Here is a 24623-nt window from a genome sequence, read left to right as displayed (position 1 = left end):
TGGACAGCTAATGACGCTTTCAGGCGATGTCGGCACGGTTAGTTAGTGGCCGGTTTTCGCGAACAATGGGAAATAAGCGGTGATTTGCTCAGGCTTTTGGCATACTCGCGCCTCCATTGAATCAGCGGAGTCTCTTGTATGTTCAAGGTCAACGAATACTTCGATGCCAAGGTGGCATCCATTGCGTTTCAAACCGAAACCAAGCCAGCCACAATCGGTGTTATGGCGCCGGGTGATTATGAATTCGGCACCAGTGAACACGAGACCATGACCGTAACCAGCGGTGCCCTAACGGTTAAGTTGCCGGGCAGTGCCGATTGGCAAACCTTTGTTGCCGGGGAAACCTTTGAGATTGAGGCTGACCAGAAATTCCAGGTGAAAGTGGCTATTGATACGGCCTATCTTTGTCTCTACGGCGAATAATTCGCTAGGCTAGTAGCAGAAGCGCGTCTGCCAAAACAGGCGCAACATCAGAGGGATTCCTGATGTCATTATTTTTAGCCAGGGATGGCGCCACTCTGTGCCAGCGTTTGCTGGGTCGAGGTTAACCGCTGCTGATGCGGCGTGATCTGGCAGGCCGTTGAGCCCGTTACCTGATCAGTCTTTCAGGCTGGCTTCCCTTCGTGTTTCCTTTCCTGCGTTGTTCCCAATTTGTGGTGCCGCTGCTGAGCAGCCATTAGCGTTCACTTGCGTCTTGAGCGATCTTCAGCGGCAGGATTGCCGTACTGTTTTGCTCCAATAGTGGAATGCTATTTCGGCGCGTTTCTTTTTCTCGTTACCATAGTTACTCCTGCTGGAATAGATGCGGAGATATTGGGTGGTTTCTATTCATACCTCAGCCCCTGCGTTGTCTCTTCGCGCGGGGAGCGCTGCCATTGCGCATTTGCGCGAACATGGACTGCGGGCCGCCGATGTGGATATCGTTCCCGGCGCTGCCGGCGGGCCAAAAGCGTTAGGCATCAACGGCCTAGACCAAGCGGTGTTCGGGGATTTTTTGCCCACCGCGCCGCGCCCGCGGACCTTGATTGGCGCGTCTATCGGCAGCTGGCGGTTTGCGGCCATTACCATGGGCGATGCCCGCGAAGGCCTGGCCCGTTTGGCTGCGCTCTATACTCAGCAGCGTTTTCCTAAAGGCATCACCGCCAAAGAGATAAGCCTGCGCTGCGCGCAGATGTTGTCGGAACTGCTGCAGGATCGGGATCAGCGGATTCTGCATAATCCGGATTACCGGCTGGTGATTGTGATGACCCGCAGCCGTGGGTTGATGGCCCGTCAGGGGGGGCTAGGGCTGGCAGGCTTGATTGGCACCAATTTGTTTAGCCGCCGAGCTATCGGCTGGTTTATGGAGCGTGCGCTGGTTTATCCGCAAGGGGATGCTTTGCCGTTGGGGGAGCTCAATGATTTCACCACCCACCATGTGAATCTGCGGGCGGATAATGTGCGGGCGGCATTGTTGGCCAGTGCCGCGATTCCCATGGTGCTGGACGGCGTCACCGGCTTGCCCGGTGCTCCAGATGGCGTGTATCGCGATGGCGGCCTGGTCGATTATCACCTAGACCTGCCTTATCAGAGCGAAGGTATTGTGTTGTTCCCGCATTTCACTGATCGGGTAATCCCCGGTTGGTTTGATAAACCGTTGCGGTGGCGCAACGGCGACCCGCAACGCTTGCGCAACCTGTTGCTAGTCTCCCCGTCCCGCGACTATTTGGCACGCCTGCCCCACGGCAAGCTTCCCGATCGTACGGATTTCAAACAGTATCGTGGTAATGACGCTGGTCGCGAGGCTTATTGGCGCAAGGCGGTGGCTGAAAGTCAGCGTCTTGGCGATGAGTTTCTGGAGTTGGTTGAAACCGGCAAACTAGTTGATCGTTTGCACCCTCTGTAAGCGCAGCCACTGGGCAGGGTGGCGTTTGACGGACAGTTCCTCGTAGCCGTGTTAGGCTCGCTCTCCTGATTCAGCTAGAGGGACCATGATGACATCTACTTCACCATCCTCATCGAACTCCAGCAGCTGGGCACTGACTCGCGCACTTGTCCATCGGTATCAGTGGTTCCACGTTATTTTAGGTTTGATTGGTAATGGCACCTTTGTCGTTGGCAGTGTGTTTTTTCTTTGGGAAAGCTGGCAGCAGGCTGGCACTTGGCTGTTTATTATCGGCTCGGTGGGCATGTTGATTGGCAGTATCGGCAGCGCCATCGTGACCTACGAACGCAGTAAGGGTCGCCATCCCGGCGAGGTAGATAATCGGCAGGACGTTACGTGAACGGCACCCCACAAACCGATACGGCATCCTTGCCCACTCTGACCCTGGTTCGCCAGTTATGGCAGCAGACTTGGCCTATGGCCATGGGCGTCATGTCCCTATTGGGCTTTTATCTGGTCGACAGTATCTTTGTGGCCAGGCTGGGTACGGAGCCACTGGCCGCCCAGTCGTTTACTTTCCCGCTGGCGTTTCTGGTTATCGGCGTTCAGGTGGGCATCGGCATTGCTATTGCCGCGTTGATTTCTCGGGCTATTGGCGCTGGCCAGCAAGAACAAGCCAATCGGTTGGGTGCGTTGGTGTTGGTCGGTGGCGGTCTACTGCAAGGTATGTTGGTGCTGGTGTTATGGCTCATCCAAGAGCCGGCGTTTAGGTTGCTCGGGGCTAGCGACGAGATTCGCTCCATGATTCGCCCCTTCTGGGCTTTGCAGGTGCCGGCCATGTGGGTAGGCGGGGTCGTGTATTTTGGCTACAGCCTGTTCCGTGCCCACGGCAATACCCGTTTTCCAGGCATGATGATGGTAGCGACCAGTTTGCTGAATCTGTTATTGGATCCGATTCTTATTTTTGGCATTGGCGATTGGCAGGGCTTGGGTTTGCCCGGTGCGGCATTAGCGACGCTGTTGGCGTTTTCCATCGGTGGCGTCATTGTGGCGTATGCCTTGCGGGGCAAAGGTTGGGTGCAACGCCATGGCATGGTGGCGCAGGTGCGCGTGTCTGCTTGGCCGTTTGCACAGATTGCCGGTCCGGCCATGGTTAGCCAGCTAATGCCGCCGCTGGCCGCCATGGTGGCTACGGCCTTGGTGGCCCGTTCCGGCGATCAGGCGGTAGCGGCTTGGGGCATGGCCAGTCGGTTGGAAGGCTTCTCCATTGTTTGGGTGCTGGGGATGACCATGGCGCTACCGCCCTGGCTGGGGCGCTGTTATGGCAGCAACGACTGGGCCACGGTGCGGCGGTTGATGCAGGTGGCCGCCGGCATGGTGATTGTCTGGCAGGTGGTGCTGGGGTTGGTGATGGCGTTGTTTGCCGCGCCGTTGGCCAGCGTACTGGTGGATACGCCGGCGGTGCAGGCTTATCTAACCGTACTGATTCGCTGGATTCCGCCTAGCTATGGTTTCCTTGGCGTATGCATGCTGGTGGTATCGGCCAGCAATGCGCTGGGCTGGCCCATGCGTGCCATGGTGATTTCCTTCCTGCGTTTGTTCCTGTGCTATTTGCCCTTGTTATGGTTGGGTTTGGAGTTTGGTGGTTTCGGTGGCTTTGCTCTAGGGGCCGCATTGGGCAATGTGCTGGCCGGAATCATGGCGTGGGGTTTCTATCAACAAGCGTTGAGGGAAGATCACTTGAGCGTTCAAGCACGATCAAACTGAACACGGATTGCCTATCTTGCTCTCGCCTTACATCCGTGAAGATATTGAAAAGTCTGGCACCGCTTTTCTGTTGTTGCTGTGCGACAAATACGCGGGTATGCACAGCTTTTGCAGCAGCCTAGTCGTTAACGCCGAGGAGATAGATCCAGGGCGTCGTCGCGGTGGTCATCCATATTTCGATGATAACTGTCGGTGTGCGAGGTGCAGAACTCTTGTGGGGCGGGTACGTTAGTATCCGCAAGGCGCTACTTACGTCGATTGGTAAGTTGAACGATAGCGCCTTCCTGGACGTTGCTTAACCGTAATGTAGGAGCAACCCTCGGAGCTGATGGTTTATGTAATCTGTGCTTTCAGCGCTTCGATTTCGTGGGCATCGCCATTGCGAGCAACAAAGGCCGTCCAGTTATCTGTTCCCTGGCTTTGAATGGCTTTAGCAACTCGGGGTAACTGATCCTCGGGCAAATGCCCAAACAGCCCCAGCAGGCTGCTGTCGTGAGCTTGGCGTAGTGCTTGGTTCAGGGCCTGGGGTTGACGCTCGGTGAGCACCTCTAGCGCTGGCGTTAGGTGGGCGTGGTCCAGTAGCGAGAACAAAGGAAGTAGCTCGTCCCAGCTATTTTCTTCGGCCACGGTGGTGATAAGGCTTTCTATAATAGTGTCTTCACGTAACTTGGGCACGTTGACCACAGTTTGTTGATGCGCATTATCCATGGCGTTAACAGCCTGTAATAGATTGGTCCACAGGCGTTGCTCACTGGCCACATCGATAATATGGCTGAGTACGGTTTCGCCTTGCTCGGCCACCAAGTTCCCCATTTGGCCGCGAAGCTGAGTATTCAAATGGCCGTTAAGTGACAGCACAGCGGGCCATAATTCATGATCGGTGGCCGCTTTCAATGTAGCGCGTTGCTGGGTTTCACTGAGTAAACCGAGCAAAGTATTGAGCGTGCTCTTATCTTCTAGATACAGCGAAATTTTCACCATGGCTTCGCCATCCTCTACCGAAGCGGTAACCGCTTTCAATGCAGAGGGTTGAATCACGTTTACAAAGCGGGCAAGGGTGATGTGTTCATTCATGGCCAGTAATGATTTGGCCACAGTGGCAACAATTTTGTCGGGCATGGCGGCCAGCAGAGCGCGAGAATATGTCGGCTCAAGGTGGATGCATAGCTTGGCGAGAAAGTCGTTGGGTAGTTTGTCCGCTAGTTTGATAGCGCGGTCGGCGGGTAGCTCGGATGCAATGCCCGCCGCCAATACCGAGCCGAGCACGGTGGTGGCCAACTTGGCGCTGGCGCCGGTGGGTACCAGTTTGCTGATGCCTGCCAACCGTTGATAGCTATCCTGATGTTGCTGATAAAAAAAGCTGGAAATACGGGTGCGGAATGCGGCCAGGGACGTTAGGTCCTGACCCTCTAGAAACGCCATGTCTGTTTCATCGGTTTCCAGTAATCGGCTCAGTTTGAGTAGCTCTGCTTGGGTTTCAATATGCATGCTTATACTCCAGCTTTAACCGAACAACATTTTTTTGACTGGCCGACGAAAAGGCCCCGGTACGACATTCAAAGCATTATTCATGGCTCTTTCTACGCGAGCGTCTTTGCTTGCCAAGGCGGCAAGCACCGCATCAGCTAACGTGTTGGCTTGATCTGCGGGCAGGGATTCAATAAAGGCTAGCGCATCGGCGGGCAACCCTTTTTGCTTTAAGGTACTAATGGAGTCAGACATGGTTCCTCCTTCAATTCAGGCGTTACTATGCCAGCAAAGAATAAGGATGACTGTTGCCGAAAAGCCGCTTTCGACTGGCGCTTGAGAAAATGTTGGGGGAGAGCATTTTATCTGTTGCAACCTATTGCACACAGTGGAGCCGACCATTGTCTGTGCAAGCTTGCTGCTAAGGTGTTTCTGAAAAAAAATTTGCGGTTTTTTTGGCAGAGCGAGCGTTTTGCTCTTTAGGGTGCAGAGCCGGAGCCTTCACAACGGAAATGGCATGAAGGCTCCGCAAAAGAATTATTGAATGTTACTGCCGACCTCGACGATTTTCAGGGTATTGGTGCCACCGTGGGCGTCGGCATAATTGCCCTTGGTGATCAGTATCCGGTCGCCAGTCTGCACTACGCCCATGTCTTCTAACATGCTCACCGCTTTGCGGTTGACGGTGTCGCTAGCCAGTGCGTGACTGTCGAAGGGCATGGCATATACACCACGTAAAATGGCGACTCGGCGCTGGCTGGAGGGGTAGGGGGTGAATGCATAGATGGGCATGCCAGAGCGTAATCGAGACATTAGCCGCGGGGTGTTACCAGTTTCCGTCATGGCAATAATGGCGGCCACGTTGCTGAGTCGGTTGGCTGCCTGCATGGCGGCCATGGCGATCACTTCGTCAATGTTGTCGGCGTTGTCGTTGATCGGCCGATCAGCCCTGCGTTCCTGCCAGGTACGCTCGGCGCCAAGGATGATCCGGTCCATGGCCTGTACGGTTTCTTTGGGAAAGTCGCCGACCGCGGTTTCCGCTGACAGCATGACGGCGTCGGTGCCGTCGAGTACCGCGTTGGCTACGTCTGAGACCTCTGCCCGGGTGGGTTGTGGGCTGTGGATCATGGATTCCATCATCTGGGTGGCAGTAATCACGAAGCGATTTAACGCTCGTGCCCGGCGGATGATGTGCTTCTGCACGCCGACAAGTTCCGCATCACCAATTTCCACGGCCAAATCGCCACGCGCCACCATCACTCCGTCGGAGGCATTGATAATGGCATCCAAGGTGTCGTCGTCTGCCACGGCTTCGGCGCGTTCGATTTTGGCAATGATGTCACCTTTGCCGCCGGCTTCCTGATAACGGCGGCGTGCTTCGTTTACATCCTCCGCGTCGCGGGGAAAGGAGAGCGCGAGAAAATCCACCTCCATGTCGGCGGCGGTGATGATATCCGCCAGGTCTTTCTCGGTAAGGGCGCGGGCACTGAGGCCGCCACCTTTGCGGTTTACGCCTTTATGATCCGAGAGTTCACCGCCCACGCGCACCGTGCATTCCACCCGGGTGCGGTTGATGGTGTTTACTTCGAGTTCTAGCAGGCCGTCATTGAGCAGCAGGATATCGCCGGGTTCACAGTCGCTGGGTAGTGGTGGGTAACTGACGCCGACCTGCTCGGTATCGCCTGCGTCATCTGACAGAGCAGTATCAAGCGTAAAGGGTTGGCCGGCGGTGAGCATGATGGGGCCGTCGCGAAAGCAGCCAATGCGGATCTTAGGCCCTTGCAGGTCGGCCAGTATCGCTACGTGTTCGCCGCGTTGCTCGGCGCAATGGCGAATCTGTTCGGCGGTATCGCGATGGGTGTCTGCGGTGCCGTGGGAAAAGTTCAGCCGAAACACATTAACGCCCGCCCCAATCAGCGTATCGAGCATGGAGAGGGGGGCAGAGGCGGGGCCAACGGTGGCAACAATTTTGGTGCGGCGCAGCGGGTGCTGAGAGGTGCGAGGAGGCATGCGTATCTTTCCGGCAATCATTTCGAATTAGCATACCACGCAGAAGCGAACGAACGATGACAGTCTGCAGGCTTCTTTGTGGTGTCAGCATGATTTCTCAAAAGGGTCTCGCAGGCCGGTGCTGCTCCGCAGTTTTTGCAGCGAATGGTATGACGATGGGAGAAAAGAAAGCCCCGTTCAGCCGAACGGGGAAAGGGGATGCCGGTGGCGATGTAAGGGGCTTTACCCGTGATGTCTAATGAAGCATGGCGAAGGCACAGGCCTGCGCCTGGCTGAGACGAAGAAAATCGCCCATGCCCATTGTTATCACTTCGGTGTGTGTGCCTGCATTGAAGGCCAACCAGTCTTCGCTGAGCAAGGTGTTGTCCACATACACCTTCATGCCGTACAGATTGCCGAAAGGCGGCTCGCCGCCAGGTTCGCAAAGTGGGAAACGGCCCTTGAAATGGTCTTCGTTGGCTAGCTTAACGTGATTGGCGTTGAGGGCCTGGCGCAGTTTGTTAGGGTCCAGATAGTGATTGGCGGGGAGTACGGCCATAACCAGTTCGCCATCTGCTTCAACAATCACCGGTTTGGCCATATTTCGGCTGGGTATATGAGCGGATTGCGCTACTTCAGAGGCGGTAACGGCGGGCGCGTGGTTGTAGCAGTGGTAGCTGACCTTGTTGTTGTCGAGAAAATCTGCCAGAGCGCGGGCGGGCATGATAAACCTCCTCCCGGAACAGGATGGCCGGGCTCGGGGAGCGGGGGCTAACAAACAGCTGGTGGCTGAAGCGAGAACACGCTCCGTGACGGTATGTTTAGTTAAGAGTAAAACGCGGCGCGCAGGAGGGGAAATGCGAATATGGGCTAATGTTTATAGCGAAGGAGTCTAGCTACAAGCGACAAAAAGAGATGAGGAAAGCCGGGAGGACGGTTTCTGGGGTTTCTTATCAAATTTTCACGTTTAAATGTTCAGCTGCATTGCACGGGCAGGGCGGTTATCGGATGGTGCCACCCCGGCCCGTGTTGTAGCGTGAAGCTTAACGGTGCCTTTTCACATCCCCAGATTGTCGAGAATACGAAGGTTGGGGCCGGCTTGGTTCATGGTGTAGAAGTGCAAGCCCGGTGCGCCCATGGCCAGCAGTCGCTCGCATAAACGGGTAACCACTTCTTCACCGAATGCTTTCACTGCGGCGTCATCATCCTTGATGTCGTTAAGCTTGCTTTGCAGCCAGCGTGGCACATCGGCGCCACAGGTATTGGAAAAGCGTAACAGGTTGGCCACGTTGAGAATGGGCATGATGCCGGGGTAGACAGGAGCGTCACAGTCAATCTTTTGTAACGCATCCATATAATAGCCGTAGGCATCTGCATTGTAGAAATACTGGGTTAGGCCGCTGTTGGCGCCGGCATCTACTTTGCGTTTGAAGTGCGCAATATCATCTTCGAAGCTGCGCGCTTGCGGGTGCATTTCCGGGTAGGCTGCCACTTCCAGGGTGAAGTGATCGCCGGTTTCCTGGCGGATCAATTGCACCAGTTCGTCGGCGTATTTAATCTCGCTCTGGGCGTAACCCATGCCGGAAGGTAAGTCGCCACGCAGGGCAACGATGCGTTGCACGCCGGCTTCTTTGTAGCCGTTGACCAGCTCCAAGATTTCTTCGCGGCTCTGACCGATGCAGCTCAGATGCGGTGCGGTGTCGCCGTGTTGCTCGCGCAACTTATTGACGGTGTCGCGGGTATTGTCACGGGTGGAGCCACCAGCACCAAAGGTGCAGGAAAAAAACGCGGGGTTCTTGACCAGCAGTTTTTGCTGCGTCGCCAGTAGCTTTTCTTTCCCCTGGTCGGTTTTTGGCGGAAAGAATTCAAAACTGATTCGTTTCATTGGGAACTCGCTTCATGCTGCACACCTCACGCCCCACGCGTGTTGCATGATGCGTGGGGCGTACCAGTGTTTAGTACTTATAATGTTCGGGCTTGTAGGGGCCGTTCACGTCTACGCCGATGTAGTCGGCTTGCTCTTTGCTGAGCTTGGTGATCACACCACCAAAGCCTTCCACCATGTAGCGGGCCACTTCTTCATCCAGCTTTTTGGGCAGCACTTCTACCTTGAGCATTTTTTCTTTCACGGCATCAGAGTGGTTGGCGTAGCCCTGGTCGAACAGATACATCTGCGCCAGTACCTGGTTGGCGAAGGAGCCATCCATGATGCGGCTGGGGTGCCCGGTGGCGTTGCCCAGGTTGACCAGGCGGCCTTCGGAAAGCAGCAGCAGGAAATCGCCTTCAGCTTTATTGCGCCATACTTTGTGGACTTGGGGTTTTACTTCTTCCCATTCCCAGGTTTCGCGCATGAAGGCGGTATCCACTTCGTTGTCGAAGTGACCGATGTTACAGACCACGGCGCCTTTCTTGATCGCCTTGAGCATGTTGGCGTCGCACACATTGAAATTGCCGGTGGTGGTAACCAGCAGATCCGTGTTGCCTAGCAGATCGGTGTTGATGGAGGCTTCGCTGCCATCGTTAATGCCACCTTTGTATTGGCTGACCACTTCAAAGCCGTCCATGCAGGCCTGCATAGCGCAGATTGGATCGGCTTCGGTGACTTTCACAATCATGCCTTCCTGACGCAGGGACTGGGCGGAGCCCTTGCCCACGTCACCGTAACCGATAACCAGGGCTTTCTTGCCAGACAACAGGTGGTCGGTACCGCGCTTGATGGCATCGTTCAGGGAATGACGGCAACCATATTTGTTGTCGTTTTTGCTCTTGGTGACAGAATCATTCACGTTCACTGCGGGCACTTTCAATGTGCCTTTGTTCAGCATCTCGTAGAGACGGTGTACACCGGTGGTGGTTTCTTCGGTAATGCCGTGAATGTTGTCGAGCATGGCCGGGTAGGTTTCGTGGATGTAGCCGGTCAGGTCGCCGCCATCATCGAGAATCATGTTAGCTTCCCACAGTTCACCGTTGCCGTCGCGACAGGTCTGCTCGATGCACCACATGTACTCTTCTTCGGTTTCGCCTTTCCAGGCAAACACGGGAACACCGGCAGCAGCGATAGCGGCAGCGGCGTGGTCCTGGGTGGAGAAGATATTACAGCTGGACCAGCGTACTTCTGCGCCCAGGGCAATCAGGGTTTCGATCAGTACGGCGGTCTGAATGGTCATGTGAATGCAGCCAATAATTTTGGCGCCTTTCAGCGGCTGCTCGGCACGGTATTTTTCACGAATAGCGATGAGTGCCGGCATTTCGGTTTCGGCAATATGGATTTCTGAGCGGCCATAATTCGCTAGGGAAATATCCGCGACTTTATAATCAGTAAAGGTGCCTACTTTCGCGTTCATTCTGTTTCTCCGCTTGCACGTAACATGCTAAACGCATTACGTGGTGCTAGTCGGCTCGCTGTGTGGCGAGCCCCAAGGTGTTAGGTATGCCTGCCTGCGGTGTTTGTGTGCAGGTAAGCGTTTAAAGTGCTGCTTTAAGCGCTTCGGTTTTGTCGGTTTTTTCCCAACTGAAGCCTTCGCGGCCGAAGTGGCCGTAGCTGGCAGTGGGGCGATAGATCGGCTTGCGTAGGTCGAGCATTTCAATAATGCCGCGTGGGCGCAGATCAAAGTGTTCGCGTACCAGGTCGACGATGGCGCTATCGCTAATTTTGCCGGTGCCAAAGGTATTTACCGAGATAGACGTGGGCTCGGCCACACCAATGGCATAGCTCACCTGAATCTCGCACTTGCTGGCCAAGCCCGCGGCGACAATGTTCTTGGCCACGTAACGTCCGGCATAAGCAGCGGAACGATCCACCTTGGACGGGTCCTTGCCAGAGAAGGCGCCGCCGCCGTGGCGGGCCATGCCGCCGTAGGTGTCGACGATGATCTTGCGGCCGGTGAGGCCGCAGTCGCCCATGGGGCCGCCGATCACGAAAATCCCGGTGGGGTTCACGTGGTACAGGGTGTCCTTGTGCAGCCACTCTTCGGGCAGCACCGGCTTGATGATTTCTTCCATCACCGCTTCACGCAGATCCGCGAGCTTGATGTCCGGGGAGTGCTGGGTGGAGAGTACTACCGCATCCACAGCTACCGGCTTGCCGTTGTCATAACGCAAGGTCACCTGGCTTTTCGCATCTGGGCGTAACCAAGGCAGGGTGCTGTTCTTGCGCAGCTTGGCTTGGCGCTCTACCAAGCGGTGGGAGTAGTACACCGGGGCGGGCATCAGGGTGTCGGTTTCGTCGGTGGCGAAGCCAAACATCAGGCCTTGGTCGCCGGCACCCATTTCTTTCTCTTCCGCTTCGTCTACACCGATAGCAATGTCGGCGGACTGTTTGCCAATGCCGTTGAGCACGGCACAGCTGGCGCCATCGAAGCCTTTTTCTGAGCTGTCGTAACCGATATCCAGAATCACTTGGCGAACGATGTCTTCCAATTCCACATAGGTATTGGTGCGCACTTCACCGGCAACCACGGCCATGCCGGTTTTTACCATTGTTTCTACCGCCACGCGGGCGTGGGGGTCATCTTTGATGATGGCATCCAGAATGGCATCCGAAATCTGGTCAGCCATTTTATCCGGATGGCCTTCGGATACGGACTCGGAGGTAAAGATGGAATATTCACTCATTACTGGAGTGCTCCCGTGATTCATTGATCGTTGCGTTGCCTTCAATAGGCGCGAAAAAAATGAGTTGAAAGTGTAAAGCTCAACTCTTCCTGAAGGTGCGTACCTGCACCTGAAAACCATTGCGCAGGGCCAGAAACTGGCTTTCCTGCAACTCAAGACCGGCGCGGCCGGCCCAATCCACTAGATCGGCTTCATCAAAGCCGAGCCAAAAATCACCGCAAGCCTCGTGGGCCCAGTGCTGATCATGCCGACACAGGTCGGTGATCAGCAGAGTGCCGCCGGCCTGCAATTGTGCCGCGGCGGCGCGGATCGCGCTGGCCGGGGCGGGCAGATGGTGCAGCACCATGTTTAGTACCACCGCGTTTGCCGCAGGTAAGGTTGCCGCGCTGGCAGGCCATTCGCCGCAGATCAGTTGCACATTGTTCAGTGCTGCCGCCTGCAGTTGCTGGCGGGCTCGGGCCAGCATGGCTTCGGCGTTGTCCAGCCCGGTTACCGTATCAAATCGTTGTGACAACTCCTGCAGAAAGCGCCCGTCTCCAGGGCCGATCTCCAGAGCCGAGCCGCCTTGGGGGCACGCACGCACCAATAGTTCCAAGGCTTGTTCGGCGTATTGCGAGTAGTCGGCAATCAGCTCCTGCTTATCGTCCCCGGCTTCCCCGTGGCGGGCAAAAAAAGCCCGGCTCTGTTCCGCTCGTTGGCTTTGCACCTGTTCCAGTCGCCCAGCCACTTGGAAATCCAGTGCTCCATTGTCCAGCTCTTCAAGCAGGGCGCCGTGAAGAGCGCCTTCCGTATTATCTGGCTGAGGCAGGCGACGACGGTAAAAAATGGAATTGCCTTCGCGGCGTTTTTCCACCAGCCCGCCGTTGGTGAGCACCTTTAGATGGTGGCTCATACCGGACTGCTTCATGGCCATGATCTCGCAGAGCTCCAGCACGCCGAAGCTGTTCTGTCCCAATACTTGCAGCACCTGCAGGCGCAGCGGGTCACCAGCGGCCTTGAGAAAGGCTGCCAGGCGGTCGGTAACATCCGGTGGAGAGGGGGCCAGTGCAGTCATGGTGGCGCAGTTTAGCGCAACTGAAAACTAAATCAAAATAAATTGATATAGGTCTGTCTGTCAGCTTAACCCGTTGCGTGCAACAGGCCCATACGCGGTATGCAGAAACTAGGCAGCGGCGAGCTCTGGGGCGTGCGGCTTGTAGGCGTTATCGGCTTGAGGGACAATAGCGCCCCTTTTCAGCCACCAGCCAGTTTGGAGCCCTGCATGTCCAGTGCACCCGCCCGCCGTGAACTCGCCAACGCTATCCGTGCCCTGAGCATGGATGCGGTACAGAAAGCCAACTCCGGGCACCCCGGTGCGCCCATGGGCATGGCGGATATCGCCGAAGTTTTGTGGCGCGATTTCATGCGACACAACCCGGCGGACCCAACCTGGGCCGACCGCGACCGCTTTGTGCTCTCCAATGGCCATGGCTCCATGCTGCTTTACAGCCTTCTGCATTTGACCGGTTACGGTGTCAGCCTGGATGACATCAAAAACTTTCGCCAGTTGGGTAGCCCCACTGCCGGACACCCAGAATATGGTGACGCTCCGGGCATCGAAACCACCACTGGCCCGCTGGGGCAGGGGATTGCCAATGCGGTAGGCATGGCGCTGGCTGAGAAGATGCTAGCGGGGCAGTTCAATCGTGATGGGCACACCATTGTTGATCACAACACCTATTGCTTCCTGGGTGATGGCTGCATGATGGAAGGGATCTCCCACGAAGTGGCATCCCTGGCAGGCACCTTGGGCTTGGGTAAACTGGTGGCCTTCTACGACGACAATGGCATTTCCATTGACGGTGAAGTGGAAGGCTGGTTCACCGACGATACCGTAGAGCGTTTCCGCGCCTACGGTTGGCAGGTGATTCCTAATGTCGACGGCCACAACGCGGAAGAAATAATGGTGGCGGTGGAAAATGCCCGCGCCAACACCTCCCAGCCTACGCTGATCTGCTGCAAAACCATTATCGGTTTCGGTAGCCCGAATAAGCAGGGCAAGGAAGATTCCCATGGTGCCGCCCTGGGCGAAGACGAAATCACTCTGACCCGTAAAGCGCTGGGCTGGGAGTACGGCCCGTTCGAGATCCCCGCGGACATTAAGAGTGCCTGGGATGCCAAAGAGGCGGGTGCCAAAGCGCAGAGTGAGTGGCAGCAGCGTTTCGATGCTTATCAGGCTGCGTACCCGGAGCTGGCCGCTGAGTTTACGCGCCGCATGGCTAGCGAGCTGCCGGCGGATTTTGCCGAGCAAGCGGATGCCTATATCCGTGAGTGTCAGGAAAAAGGCGAAAAGGTGGCGACCCGCAAGGCCAGCCAGAATACGTTGGACGCTTTCGGCCCGCTGTTGCCAGAATTGGCTGGCGGCTCTGCCGACCTGGCCGGTTCCAACAACACCATTTGGAAAGGCTGCAAATCGGTTACCGCAGACGATGCCAGCGGCAACTATATTCACTACGGCGTGCGCGAATTTGGTATGACCGCCATCCAGAACGGCCTGTGCCTGCACGGCGGCCTACGCCCCTACGGCGGCACCTTCCTGGTCTTTATGGAGTACGCCCGCAACGCGGTGCGCATGGCGGCGATCATGCACCAGCCGAACATTTTGGTTTATACCCACGATTCCATTGGCCTGGGCGAAGATGGCCCAACTCACCAGCCCATTGAGCAATTGGCCAACTTGCGCCTGACCCCGAACATGCGCACCTGGCGTCCTTGTGACACGGTGGAGTCGGCGGTGTCCTGGAAGCAGGCTGTATTGCGTCAGGATGGTCCGTCTGCGCTGATTTTCTCTCGTCAGGGGCTGCCCTGCATGGAGCGTGGCAGCGAACAGCTGGCTGAGATCGAAAAGGGTGGCTACACCTTGCTGCAAACGGGTGAAGACACTCCGGACGCGATCATCATTGCCACCGGTTCTGAAGTGGAGCTGGCGGTGATTGCGGCTAGAGCGCTCACCGGTAAGAATATTCGCGTGGTGTCCATGCCCTGTGTGGAAGAATTTCTGGCCCAGGACAAGGCGTACCAGGACAGCGTGTTGCCAGGCGACGTGCGCGCCCGGGTCGCGGTAGAAGCCGCCATTGCCGATTACTGGTTCCGCTTTGTGGGCCTGGACGGCAAGGTGATTGGCATGAACAGCTTTGGCGCTTCCGCTCCGGCGGGGGATTTGTTCAAGCACTTCAATATCACCGCTGAAGCCGTACAGGAAGCAGTGGAGTCGTTGTTGTAATGAAACGCCGGACGCCTGGTGCTGGGCACGTGACGCTGCTGCGGAGCGCTGTCTAATGCGCATCGCCATTAATGGCTATGGCCGTATTGGGCGTTCTTTTGTCCGTGCTCTGGCCGAGCGCGAAGGCGCAGGTTGGCAGGCGCCGTTTACGTTGGTGGCGATCAACGACAAGGGCCGCCCGGAAGATTTGTTGTACCTGACGCGTTACGACACCACCCACGGGCGGCTGGCGGAGCCGGCTGAGTTGATTGATGGGATGCTGCGTATTGGCAAACAGGCGCCCATGTTGCTGGAGCAACCACAGCCAGAGTTGCTGCCTTGGGGTGAGCTCGGGGTGGACTTAGTGCTGGAGTGTTCCGGGCATTTTCGCAGCCATGCGGGCGCGTCTCGTCACCTACAAGCCGGTGCGAAAAAAGTCATTATCGGTGCGGTGCCGTTTGATCAAGCGGATCAAATCGTGGTGTACGGCGTCAATCATGAGGACGTTCGTGACGACAGCCAGGTGCTGTCGGCGGCGTCTTGTACTACGCACTGCATTGCTCCGCTGCTGCAGCGGCTAGACCAGCAGTATGGTGTTCAGCAGGTATTGATGAAAGAAATCCATGCTTACACCTCGGATCAGACCTTGCTGGATCACGTTCATCGGGACCCGCGCCGGGGGCGGGCCGGAGCACAGAACATCGTGCCCACCACCAGCAGTTCCATTGGTGCGGTACAACAAGTATTGCCGGCGCTGGCTGGGCGCATCAATGGTGACTCCATTCGAGTGCCAACCCTAAATGTGGCTATGGTGGAGCTGACTTTGCGGTTGGAACAGACACCGGATGAAGACAGTCTTAATCAGTGGCTACACCAACAGGCAACCGTGTCGGCGGGCCTGATTGGCTACAATGACGCGCCGCTGGTCAGCGCGGATTTTAATCACCGTACAGAGTCCGCGATCGTTGATGTGACTCAGACCCGAGTGCAGGGCGATATGGTGCAAGTAGTGGCTTGGTACGACAACGAATGGGGTTATGCCAACCGATTGTTGGACTGGGTGAATGAATTAGCTTTGAACAAGGCTGGATGCTCTAAGCTGGGCGCCTGACGTGTTGCTTAAACGTTTGGCGTCAGCATGGCGTCTGGCAGAATTTAATGAGGTAGGAACGAAATGAACTTCAAACGCATGACCGACCTGGATCTGGCAGGCAAACGCGTTCTGATCCGTGAAGACCTGAACGTGCCGGTGAAGGATGGCAAGGTCACCAGTGATGCGCGCATCCGTGCCTCATTGCCGACCATTGAACATGCGCTCAAGGCCGGCGCCAAGGTGATGCTGATGTCTCATCTGGGGCGTCCAACCGAAGGTGAGTATGCGGAGGAATTTTCTCTGCAGCCGGTGGCCGATCATTTGGGAGGTCTGCTGGGCCGTGATGTACCGCTAGTGAAAGATTGGCTGGGCGGCGTCGAGGTGGCGGACGGTCAGGTGGTGTTGTGTGAGAACGTTCGCTTCAATCAAGGTGAAAAGAAAGACGACGAAGCACTGTCACAAAAAATGGCGGCACTGTGTGATATCTATGTAATGGATGCCTTTGGTACGGCACACCGTGCGCAGGCATCCACCCATGGGGTGGGCAAATTTGCGCCTGTGGCATGTGCCGGCCCGCTGCTGGCCAATGAGCTGGATGCCTTAGGTAAGGCGCTGGATGCACCCGCCAAACCCTTGGTGGCCATTGTGGGTGGCTCCAAGGTGTCCACCAAGCTGGAAGTGCTGGAATCGTTGTCGGATAAAGTGGATCAGTTGGTGGTTGGTGGCGGTATCGCCAACACCTTCCTGGCCGCTGCCGGGCACCCGGTGGGTAAGTCTTTGTATGAAAAGGACCTGATTCCTGCCGCACAGAAAATTGCCGAGAAGGTACACATCCCGATTCCGGTGGATGTGGTTACTGCCAAGGCCTTTTCTGAATCCGCCGAGGCGGCGACCAAGAAAGTGGAAGACGTGGCCGACGACGACATGATTTTGGATGTGGGCCCGCAAACAGCTCACATCGTGGCGGCACTAATGAAAGAAGCCAAAACCATTATTTGGAATGGTCCGGTGGGTGTTTTTGAATTTGATCAGTTTGGTGAAGGCACTCGTGAAATGGCCCTGGCCATCGCCGATTCTGATGCTTTCTCCATTGCTGGCGGTGGCGACACCCTGGCGGCGGTGGATAAATACGGCATTACCGATAAGGTTAGCTACATCTCTACCGGTGGTGGTGCCTTCCTGGAGTTTGTGGAAGGTAAGGTGCTGCCGGCAGTGGCTATGCTTGAGGCACGGGCGAAGGATTGATAAAACGCCGAATGCTCGACGCCGAAGGCCTGACGACAACTCGTACGTTAGGCGTTTGGTTTTTGACATCGGGTTGTAATGGACGAAGCATAGGCGGTGCGCGCGCATCGCAAACGGATAATGAAGGGGAAATACCATGGCACTAGTAAGCATGCGACAGCTGCTGGACCACGCTGCCGAGTTCGGCTACGGCGTACCGGCTTATAACGTGAACAATGTGGAACAAATGCGCGCCATTATGGAAGCCGCGGACAAAACCAACTCCCCGGTGATCGTGCAGGCGTCTGCTGGAGCCCGCAAATATGCAGGTGCGCCTTTCTTGCGTCATCTGATTCTGGCGGCCACCGAAGAGTTTCCACATATTCCTGTCGTTATGCATCAGGACCATGGCACCAGCCCGTCTGTTTGCCAGCGCTCTATTCAGCTGGGCTTCTCCTCGGTGATGATGGATGGGTCCTTGGGTGAAGATGGCAAAACCCCCACCGATTACGAGTACAACGTGGAGGTAACTCGCCGCACTGTGGACATGGCGCATGCTTGTGGTGTGTCTGTTGAGGGTGAGCTGGGTTGTCTGGGTTCTTTGGAAACCGGTGAAGCCGGTGAAGAAGACGGTATTGGTGCGGCCGGCAAGCTAACCCACGAGCAGATGCTGACCGACCCTGAAGAAGCGGCTGACTTTGTGCAGAAAACCAAAGTGGATGCCCTGGCGATTGCTATCGGTACCAGCCACGGGGCCTATAAATTCACTCGCCCACCCACCGGGGATATTCTGGCCATCGAGCAGATTAAAGCGATCCATAAACGCATTCCGGATACCCACTTGGTGATGCACGGCTCTTCTTCCGTGCCGCAGGACTGGTTGGCGATCATTAATGAATTTGGTGGTGAAATTCCGGAAACCTACGGTGTGCCGGTGGAAGAAATTCAGGAAGGCATCAAGCACGGTGTGCGTAAGGTCAACATCGATACCGACTTGCGGTTGGCGTCCACCGGGGCAATCCGTCGCTTCCTGGCCCAGAACCCAGCCGAGTTTGATCCACGTAAATACCTGAAAGAATCCATCACTGCCATGCGAGATATCTGCATGGCCCGTTATGAAGCTTTTGGTACGGCGGGTTATGCGGACAAGATCAAACCGATCAGCTTAGAAAAGATGTTCCAGCGTTATGAATCCGGTGATTTGGATCCACGGGTTAAATAAACGTCGCCGAACGCTTTCGGTTATAGGCCGCACGCGGATCGACAAAAAAACCGCGCCCAACCGGGCGCGGTTTTTTGTGTATCGCTACATTAGCGAGTGGCCTTGATTTTCTCGCCGTCCTTACCGCTCAACACCAGTATGCCATCGGCATTGATGCGGGCCTGAGAGATATCGCCAAGCGTATTGAGAAATTTCTGTTCCAGTTCCATCAGCGGTTTGGGGCAAGCCATCATAGTGACGCCGCCAGTAGTAATGGTGAAGAGGCCCTCATTCTGCACATAGGTGGCCATGTAGTTGTTACAGCCGGCGTTGCCTGCTACTTGTCCAGGTTGATGGAAGTTCAGGGAGAGAGTGGCGTCAGTGATGTTTTCACCGTTGAGAGAAATTACTGACCAAGCTTCACCCCGCAACTGGCTTTCCTCGACCATGGTATGGACTCCGCTGCTCGGTTGTCCTGTGCACGCGGCCAGTAACAGGGCGCTGCTGCTCAAGAGCAGCGGAAGGCGAAATCGACTCATGGGGATTCCTTGATGCGTTGTTGGGTTAAGTCATTAGTCTGCGGCGGCTGGCATATGGTTCCCTGCGGTGGCCGAGCTTATTGATATGGCGCAAGGTGGAACCAGTCAATGGGTGACAAGCGTTGACTGGTTGCCAGTGAGGAGGACAATGCACTCAGGCCATTTCCGCTCTTAACAGACTAAGATGATCGACCATGCTCAATACCTTTCTGCAGTTTTACGTTGACCACCAGTGGCTAGCGTTACCGCTGGCGATGTTGTCGGCGGTGGGGGTAGGGATCCTTTGGATGGGCTGGCTCACCCTGATGCTGACCGCTTTTGGTCAGCGGCTGTGGTTATGGGGTTTTGCCATTCTTTTGCTGCCAGTGCCGGCCTCCCAATGTTTCGCACTGCGCCACCCAGCGATGAACCCCTGGGCAAACCGCTTAGTAATGTGGGGGTTGTTGATATCGCTGCCCATGCTGGTGTTGACCGGCTGGTGGGCCTGGGTGGCACTGACGCAGCCCTCACCGGTTCCGTAATCATGTCGCGTTGTCGTGTAGCCAGTGCGTGGGTTTGTCTGGTTTGGCATAGCTGAGCCGCCCCATGGATTGGCTGCGGTGGTAGCTATCGAGCCCGGATAAAGCCACCGTGCCTGCCCGTTCAATATTTACAAAGCCATCGTTCTCTACGGCATTGTCTGGAAGTAAAATATGCTCAATGGCGCCGATCACCAAAACGGTATCGTTAACGGCTAACGTTTGAGTTTCGATCACCACCATTCCCAATTTAATCCGCGCCTCTTCCACGAAGGGTGCCTGGAAAGCGGGTAGGTAAGATGGCGTCAACCCGGTGGCAGTAAATTCGGAAATCTCACGGGGGTAGCGAGCAGAGGTCTGATGTGCCGCCTTTAGGATATCCTCATGCACTTGGTTCAGAGTATAAACTCCAGTCGCCGCTAGGTACTCGAGACTGTGTCTATCAACTGAATGAGGACGCATGATCATCCCCATCAGGGCAGGGTCGGCACCGAGGTGGAAACAAGAGCCGACCATGGCCAGGTTTTCCTCTCCACCGTCTGAGCAGGTGCCGACAAGATTGGCGCTTTTGAAGCCGGATAAGCTGTTAACAAGGTTGATTCGTTGACCGCGCGGTAGATCGTTGAGTGTATCTGCGGTTAGATGCATGGTGTGATTCCTCCTAGGCCCGTATTATCAGTGCCTGCCGTGAGCAAACCGTGGAGGCCCGTTACCGGTTATGGCTAATCCTTTCGATCGCGATCAGATTATTCAGCAATGGCAGCCCCTTAATTGGGAAGCCTTTGATCCTCTGAGTGAATCCAGCCAGCGTTATGTGGCGTACTACGGCCTTAATTTTGCCGAACAGCTGCCGGATCTGGAACACGGCTTCGGTTATTTCGAGGCGGCAGGGTACATGCTTTCTGTGCATGGTTGGCGGCCACGAGGGGCACAACCTCCCAAGGGCACGGTGTTGATTTGTCATGGATACTTCGACCATGTGGGGTTATATCGGCATGTGATTGGCCATGTGCTGGAGCTGGGTTACGCCGTGCTGGCCTATGACTTGCCTGGCCATGGTTTGAGTACAGGACCGCAGGCCGTGATTGCGGATTTTCGAACTTACCGTGATGTGCTTGAGCAGTGCTTGTCGTTGGCGGCGAACCACTTTCCCAAACCTTGGCATGTAATAGCTCAGAGTACTGGTGGCGCCATCGTGATGGATTATTTGCTGAGCCGAGGAGAGGGCGATGATAATCCTTTCGAGCAGGTTATCTTACTGGCGCCTTTGGTGCGCCCCTTTAAATGGGAGACCGCTCGCTGGCTGCATACGCTGATCAGCCCATTTACGAAAACATTGAAACGGGTTTTCACTATTAATTCCAATGATCCTGATTTCCTCGATTTCCTGGAAAATAAAGACCCACTTCAGGCGCGCAGAATTTCAGCTATTTGGGTGAGAGCTTTAAAGAAGTGGTTGCCGGGTTTTGAAAAAGCATCACGGATAAAGGTATCGCCGGTGGTGATTCAAGGCGATTTAGATGAAACCGTGGACTGGAAATATAACCTTAAGGTGATTAGAGCGAAGTTTGAAGATCCGGATATTCGGGTTTTGCCAGGGGCTCGGCATCAGCTTGCCAATGAGAATGAGACGTTCAGACGTAAAATATTTGCCATTATTGACGAGTACCTCGGTTAATAGTAATTTTTTACGCTTTGTTACTTGAGCTCGTAGCGGCTTTGTAAGAATGTGGTTGCACGGTTCCCGACTAGGGGGTTTTTAGTTTTTACAAGGAGTCTATGATGAACAGTAAATGGATGCTGGCCGCTGCGTCAGGTGCGGTTTTGTTGAGTCAAGCTGCGGTCGCAGACCTGAATGCCGGTGTTAATGCTGCTGTGAATGCTCAGGCAGACGCCAGTGCTGCTGAACAAGCTGTTCGTGATCAGCGTGATGCGGCCAAGGCAGACGCCAAGCAGATGGGCAAAGATGCAGGGGCGCAGCGTGATAAAGTGGAAGGCGATATCAAAGCTCGGCATGAAGACATGAAAGAAGACGCCAAGGCTAAGCGTGATGGCATGAAGAGTGACGCAAAAGCCATGGGCGATGATGCCCGTGCTAAGCACGAAGCTAACATGAAAAAAATGGAAGAAAATCGTGATGCTGCGCGCCAGCGTCAGGAAGATGCGCTGAATAACGCTCAGGGCGCAGGTGCCAATGCTAACGTCGAGATGAAAGCCGACGCGGCAGGTGTCAATGCTGAAGCGAAAGTCGATGCAAAAGTAGACGCTGAAAAAGAAGAAAAAGCGTGGTTTAATTTCTGGGATTAATATTTACAGTGCCAGACAAAAAAAGCCGCTATTTGCGGCTTTTTTTTAGTCTCGCGCACTGAGTGTGCGGGGGCTGGCAGGAACGGAGTAGCGTTCTCTCGTCATTCCGCGCGCCCCTCGTTTAGTGCCGCAATGGCGCCTTCGGGCAGCGATATCAACTTCTCTCAGTGATGATGCGATTCCTCAGGCACAATAGAGGTTTTTAGCCAAATTTTCGATGAATCTGTTATCGCTTCAGTATTGGTTTACGGCACCACTTTTTTCGCCGACCAGAACAATATCTGCAGGGCGTTTGGCAAATAGCCCATTGGTGACAACGCCGACAATATTATTGAGCGTGGTTTCTAGTTCAATGGGATTGCTGATGTCCAAATTATGTACATCTAGGATGATGTTGCCGTTATCGGTCAAAAAACCTTCCCGATATTGCGGCTGCCCGCCTAGTGCGACTAGTTTACGTGCCACGTAAGAGCGCGCCATGGGGATGACTTCTATAGGAAGAGGAAAGGCACCTAGACGGTTTACCTGTTTGGAACCATCAACGATGCAGATGAACTCTTTGGCCATGGCCGCGACAATTTTTTCGCGGGTAAGCGCGCCGCCCCCGCCCTTGATCATTTCCCGGTGCTGGTTCACCTCATCGGCGCCGTCGACGTAAACCGATAGGCTGCCCACATCATTCAGTGAGAATACTTCGATGCCGTGTTGCTTGAGCCGCTCGGCGGTGGCCTCCGAGCTGGCGACGGTACCCTTGATTCGGTCTTTCAGGGTAGCTAGTGCGTCGATAAAAAAGTTGGCGGTGGAGCCGGTGCCCACGCCGATGATGTCCCCTTCTGGGACGAAACGCAGCGCGGCTTCTGCTGCCTGCTTTTTCAGCACATCCTGATCCATGTGGGTATCCTGTCGTCTTGTCGGTATGTGTCGCCGGTGAAGTGTGCGCCAATTATAGGTCAGCCGTGGCTGTGGCTCGACCCTAGCCTATCGCATTTGTGTCGGTCAGACCCTAGACTATTCCTTTCCCCCCAACAGAATGAGCCCGGACCCCCATGCTGGACAAATACGTTAAACGGATACTGCAATCCCGCGTCTATGACGTGGCGGTGGAAACTCCTATTCATGCAGCGCCGTTAATTTCCAAACGTATTGGCAACCGGGTGCTTCTCAAGCGTGAAGACCTGCAGCCGGTGTTCTCTTTCAAACTGCGCGGAGCCTACAACAAGCTGTGTCAGTTGAATCAAGAGCAGCTGGCCCGTGGGGTAATCTGTGCCTCAGCGGGTAACCATGCGCAGGGATTGGCCTTGGCCGCTTCGTCTATGGGTGTGAAGGCGGCGATTGTGATGCCGCGCACCACGCCGGATATCAAGGTGAGCTCCGTGCGGCGTCATGGCGGTAAGGTTGTGTTGCATGGTGACAGCTTTGATGAGGCCCTGGCTCACGCATTGAAACTTCAGGAGCGAGATAACCTGACCTTTGTCCACCCCTACGATGATCCGGATGTGATTGCCGGACAGGGCACTGTGGGCATGGAAATTCTGCGTCAGCAAAGCCGTGATCTGGATGCTATTTTTATCCCAGTGGGTGGCGGTGGTTTAGCGGCCGGTGTGGCCGCCTATGTGAAATATGTGCGCCCGGAGGTGAAAGTGATCGCCGTGGAGCCGGAAGATGCAGCTTGCCTGAAAGCGGCCTTGGAGAAAAAGCGCCGGGTCACGCTGTCGGAAGTGGGGTTGTTTGCCGATGGTGTTGCGGTGAAGCAGATCGGCAAAGAAACCTACAAGGTACTGCGCGATCATGTGGATGAGGTGATCACTGCCACCACCGATGAAATTTGTGCTGCGATTAAGGATTCCTTCGAAGATACCCGCGCCATCTGTGAGCCGGCGGGGGCATTGGCGTTGGCGGGTCTAAAGAACTGGGTGGCCAAGCATAATGTACGAGATCAGACCCTGGTCGCTATTCAGAGTGGCGCCAATGTGAACTTTGATCGTCTGCGCCATGTGTCTGAGCGGGCTGAGCTGGGTGAGCAACGCGAAGCCATTTTGGCGGTCACGATTCCTGAGTCTCCGGGTGCGTTTCGGGCGTTTTGCCAGGCCCTGGGTCGGCGCGGCATCACCGAATTCAATTACCGTTACAGTGATGATCGCGACGCAAATATCTTTGTGGGTATCCAGCTGCGCCCTGATGGTGAAGCCTTGCAGGCGTTAATGAACGAGCTGCAGGAACGCGGTTATCCAGTGGTGGATATGAGCGGCAACGAGATGGCCAAGCTACATATTCGTCATCTTGTGGGGGGGCACACTTCCCGGCAGGACCTTCAGGAGCGCTTATTTCGAGTGGAATTTCCAGAGCGCCCCGGTGCGCTGATGAAGTTTCTCCAGTCTTTGGGTGAGAAATGGAATATCAGCCTGTTCCACTATCGTAATCACGGAGCAGCTTACGGTCGCGTATTGGTGGGCTTCCAGGTAGAGGAAGGCAGGCAGTCTAAGCTGCTAGCCGACCTTAAGAGGGTGCCTTATCCTATGGTGGAGGAAAGTGAAAATCCCGCCTACCGATTATTTTTGAACTAAACGTTTTTTGGTTGGTCGATTATTCGGCGTAGCCGATTTTACTTCTGTTTAGTTTGCAATCGGCCCTGCTCTCTCTAACGTGCTGATTTTACAATCATCTCTGCTGAGAGAGAGCGGAATTTGAGGTAGGAAGTGATCTTTCTAGATAGAGGGTTACTGTGTTTTTCTGTTAAGAAGTGTCAGCAATCACCGCTAACTGCTTGACTTTACATTTGCTAACGATCAAATTTTGATC

23 protein-coding genes are annotated in these 24623 nt (G+C 55.3%); 12 read left to right on the top strand and 11 right to left on the bottom strand.

The window, feature by feature from the left end; translation table 11 throughout:
• Positions 1-138 precede the first annotated feature (138 nt).
• The 4 genes from AS19_RS13380 to AS19_RS13365 all read left to right on the top strand — a co-directional run bounded on the left by AS19_RS13380 (position 139) and on the right by AS19_RS13365 (position 3631).
• The gene (locus AS19_RS13380) at positions 139-423 is read left to right on the top strand and encodes a pyrimidine/purine nucleoside phosphorylase (RefSeq protein WP_011589897.1); all 285 of its coding nucleotides are present in this window, start codon (positions 139-141) and stop codon (positions 421-423) included.
• Positions 424-817: 394 nt separating this feature from the next.
• Entirely contained in the window at positions 818-1885 is a 1068-nt protein-coding gene (locus AS19_RS13375) for a hypothetical protein (protein ID WP_046962208.1), read from the top strand.
• Positions 1886-1970: 85 nt separating this feature from the next.
• Entirely contained in the window at positions 1971-2264 is a 294-nt protein-coding gene (locus AS19_RS13370; protein WP_011589895.1) for a YrhK family protein, read from the top strand.
• Positions 2265-2341: 77 nt separating this feature from the next.
• On the top strand, positions 2342-3631 hold the full coding sequence (locus tag AS19_RS13365) for an MATE family efflux transporter (protein WP_041705635.1): 1290 nt from the start codon (positions 2342-2344) through the stop codon (positions 3629-3631).
• A gap of 333 nt (positions 3632-3964) precedes the next feature.
• On the opposite strand, the gene AS19_RS13360 is transcribed toward AS19_RS13365, so the two are convergent.
• The 8 genes from AS19_RS13360 to AS19_RS13325 form a co-directional block, all read right to left on the bottom strand.
• The gene (locus tag AS19_RS13360; protein ID WP_011589893.1) at positions 3965-5119 is read right to left on the bottom strand and encodes a hypothetical protein; all 1155 of its coding nucleotides are present in this window, start codon (positions 5117-5119) and stop codon (positions 3965-3967) included.
• A 15-nt stretch (positions 5120-5134) separates the two neighbouring features.
• Positions 5135-5353 (bottom strand): hypothetical protein, encoded by a 219-nt coding sequence (locus AS19_RS13355; RefSeq protein ID WP_035459905.1) that lies wholly within the window; start codon positions 5351-5353, stop codon positions 5135-5137.
• Between the two features lie 282 nt (positions 5354-5635).
• Positions 5636-7129 carry a pyruvate kinase gene (pyk, locus tag AS19_RS13350; RefSeq protein ID WP_011589892.1) on the bottom strand — a complete coding sequence of 498 codons (1494 nt, stop codon included), beginning with the start codon at positions 7127-7129 and terminating at the stop codon, positions 5636-5638.
• Positions 7130-7343: 214 nt separating this feature from the next.
• The gene (locus tag AS19_RS13345) at positions 7344-7811 is read right to left on the bottom strand and encodes an aminoacyl-tRNA deacylase (RefSeq protein ID WP_011589891.1); all 468 of its coding nucleotides are present in this window, start codon (positions 7809-7811) and stop codon (positions 7344-7346) included.
• A 333-nt stretch (positions 7812-8144) separates the two neighbouring features.
• Positions 8145-8972 (bottom strand): methylenetetrahydrofolate reductase [NAD(P)H], encoded by an 828-nt coding sequence (gene metF, locus AS19_RS13340; protein ID WP_011589890.1) that lies wholly within the window; start codon positions 8970-8972, stop codon positions 8145-8147.
• A 70-nt stretch (positions 8973-9042) separates the two neighbouring features.
• A complete protein-coding gene (gene ahcY, locus AS19_RS13335; RefSeq protein ID WP_011589889.1) occupies positions 9043-10431 on the bottom strand; it encodes an adenosylhomocysteinase in 1389 nt (462 codons plus the stop codon).
• Between the two features lie 121 nt (positions 10432-10552).
• Positions 10553-11701, bottom strand: coding sequence for a methionine adenosyltransferase (metK, locus tag AS19_RS13330; protein ID WP_011589888.1), 1149 nt, complete (start codon positions 11699-11701; stop codon positions 10553-10555).
• A 79-nt stretch (positions 11702-11780) separates the two neighbouring features.
• Positions 11781-12755 (bottom strand): metalloregulator ArsR/SmtB family transcription factor, encoded by a 975-nt coding sequence (locus AS19_RS13325; protein WP_011589887.1) that lies wholly within the window; start codon positions 12753-12755, stop codon positions 11781-11783.
• A gap of 207 nt (positions 12756-12962) precedes the next feature.
• Between AS19_RS13325 and tkt the strand changes: the two genes are divergently transcribed.
• The 4 genes from tkt to fba all read left to right on the top strand — a co-directional run bounded on the left by tkt (position 12963) and on the right by fba (position 18481).
• A complete protein-coding gene (gene tkt, locus AS19_RS13320; RefSeq protein ID WP_011589886.1) occupies positions 12963-14963 on the top strand; it encodes a transketolase in 2001 nt (666 codons plus the stop codon).
• A gap of 55 nt (positions 14964-15018) precedes the next feature.
• The gene (locus AS19_RS13315; protein ID WP_011589885.1) at positions 15019-16053 is read left to right on the top strand and encodes a type I glyceraldehyde-3-phosphate dehydrogenase; all 1035 of its coding nucleotides are present in this window, start codon (positions 15019-15021) and stop codon (positions 16051-16053) included.
• Positions 16054-16116: 63 nt separating this feature from the next.
• Entirely contained in the window at positions 16117-17280 is a 1164-nt protein-coding gene (locus tag AS19_RS13310; protein ID WP_011589884.1) for a phosphoglycerate kinase, read from the top strand.
• Between the two features lie 136 nt (positions 17281-17416).
• The gene (fba, locus tag AS19_RS13305) at positions 17417-18481 is read left to right on the top strand and encodes a class II fructose-bisphosphate aldolase (RefSeq protein WP_011589883.1); all 1065 of its coding nucleotides are present in this window, start codon (positions 17417-17419) and stop codon (positions 18479-18481) included.
• Between the two features lie 89 nt (positions 18482-18570).
• Here fba and AS19_RS13300 read toward each other — a convergent pair whose 3' ends face one another.
• Positions 18571-18999, bottom strand: coding sequence for an META domain-containing protein (locus AS19_RS13300; RefSeq protein WP_011589882.1), 429 nt, complete (start codon positions 18997-18999; stop codon positions 18571-18573).
• A gap of 194 nt (positions 19000-19193) precedes the next feature.
• Between AS19_RS13300 and AS19_RS13295 the strand changes: the two genes are divergently transcribed.
• The gene (locus AS19_RS13295; protein WP_035459917.1) at positions 19194-19520 is read left to right on the top strand and encodes a hypothetical protein; all 327 of its coding nucleotides are present in this window, start codon (positions 19194-19196) and stop codon (positions 19518-19520) included.
• Here AS19_RS13295 and AS19_RS13290 read toward each other — a convergent pair whose 3' ends face one another.
• Positions 19521-20165, bottom strand: coding sequence for a flavin reductase family protein (locus tag AS19_RS13290; protein WP_035459919.1), 645 nt, complete (start codon positions 20163-20165; stop codon positions 19521-19523). It lies immediately after the preceding gene.
• A gap of 70 nt (positions 20166-20235) precedes the next feature.
• Between AS19_RS13290 and AS19_RS13285 the strand changes: the two genes are divergently transcribed.
• Together AS19_RS13285 and AS19_RS13280 are read left to right on the top strand one after the other, a co-directional pair.
• Positions 20236-21195, top strand: a complete 960-nt coding sequence (locus AS19_RS13285; RefSeq protein WP_046962207.1) for an alpha/beta hydrolase — start codon at positions 20236-20238, stop codon at positions 21193-21195.
• 101 nt (positions 21196-21296) lie between these two features.
• Positions 21297-21824 carry a hypothetical protein gene (locus AS19_RS13280; protein WP_046962206.1) on the top strand — a complete coding sequence of 176 codons (528 nt, stop codon included), beginning with the start codon at positions 21297-21299 and terminating at the stop codon, positions 21822-21824.
• A 234-nt stretch (positions 21825-22058) separates the two neighbouring features.
• Here the strand turns inward: AS19_RS13280 and rpiA are convergent, their stop codons facing one another.
• A complete protein-coding gene (rpiA, locus tag AS19_RS13275; RefSeq protein WP_046962205.1) occupies positions 22059-22715 on the bottom strand; it encodes a ribose-5-phosphate isomerase RpiA in 657 nt (218 codons plus the stop codon).
• 155 nt (positions 22716-22870) lie between these two features.
• On the opposite strand from rpiA, the gene ilvA reads away from it, so the two are divergent.
• The gene (gene ilvA, locus AS19_RS13270) at positions 22871-24388 is read left to right on the top strand and encodes a threonine ammonia-lyase, biosynthetic (protein WP_035459927.1); all 1518 of its coding nucleotides are present in this window, start codon (positions 22871-22873) and stop codon (positions 24386-24388) included.
• Positions 24389-24623: the final 235 nt, after the last annotated feature.

The sequence above is a fragment of the Alcanivorax sp. NBRC 101098 genome (genome assembly GCF_001010505.1).
In the GTDB taxonomy this organism is placed as follows: Bacteria; Pseudomonadota; Gammaproteobacteria; order Pseudomonadales; family Alcanivoracaceae; genus Alcanivorax; species Alcanivorax borkumensis.
The sequence above is the reverse complement of the archived record's forward strand: the minus strand, read 5'-3'. Positions and strand labels throughout refer to the sequence as shown.